This window comes from Pseudomonas alkylphenolica (assembly GCF_004025535.1).
Classification (GTDB): Bacteria; Pseudomonadota; Gammaproteobacteria; order Pseudomonadales; family Pseudomonadaceae; genus Aquipseudomonas; species Aquipseudomonas alkylphenolica_A.
Genome location: NZ_QJRG01000023.1, coordinates 1 through 859, shown reverse-complemented (window position 1 = coordinate 859; position 859 = coordinate 1). Strand labels below are relative to the sequence as shown.

Below are 859 nucleotides of genomic sequence, written 5' to 3'. Positions count from 1 at the left end.
GGCTCATCATCAAAAAGCCGACGGTGTCCATGCCCAGCTCGCGGGCGTACTCGATGTGCTGCTTCGACACGTCGGCTTCGGTGCAGTGCGTGGCCACGCGCACTACCCGCGCGCCGGCGTTGTAGGCCGCCTTGAGGTCATGCACCGTGCCGATGCCGGGCAGCAGCAAGGTGGTGATCCTGGCGTGGCTGATCACATCGGCGGCCGCTTCGATCCACTCCAGGTCAGTGTGCGTGGCGAAGCCATAGTTGAAGCTTGAGCCTTGCAGGCCGTCGCCGTGGGCGACTTCGATCGAATCCACCTTGGCCTTGTCCAGCGCGCGGGCGATGTCCTGTACGTTCTGCAGCGAGTACTGGTGGCGCACGGCATGGCTGCCGTCGCGCAGGGTGACGTCGGATATGTAGATTTTCTTGCCGGGATTGAACGTCATGGCGATTTCCTCAGGCGTTGAGCATCGACTGCGCCATGCGCTCGGCCGTGGCCAAGGCAGCGGAGGTCATGATGTCGAGGTTGCCGGCATACGCTGGCAGGTAGTGGGCGGCGCCTTCGACCTCGAGGAACACCGAGGTCTTCAGGCCCGAGAAGCGGCCGTGGCCGGGGATATTCAGCGGCGCATCCTCGGGGATCACGTCGAACTGCACCTTTTGCTTGAGGCGGTAGCCCGGCACGTAGGCCTGCACGGCGGCGGCCATTTCCTCGATGGAGGCTTCGATCTGCGCCTGATCAGCAGCCTCAGACAATACAAACACCGTGTCGCGCATGATCAGCGGCGGCTCGGCCGGGTTCATGATGATGATCGCCTTGCCCTTCGCAGCCCCACCAATCACTTCGATGGCCTTGCTGGTGGTTTCGGTGAACT

2 pseudogenes are annotated in these 859 nt (G+C 63.2%); both read right to left on the bottom strand.

The window, feature by feature from the left end:
- Positions 1–430, bottom strand: a pseudogene (locus DM813_RS00035) (4-hydroxy-2-oxovalerate aldolase); the annotation flags it as partial.
- Between the two features lie 10 nt (positions 431–440).
- A pseudogene (locus tag DM813_RS00030) lies at positions 441–859 on the bottom strand (acetaldehyde dehydrogenase); the annotation flags it as partial.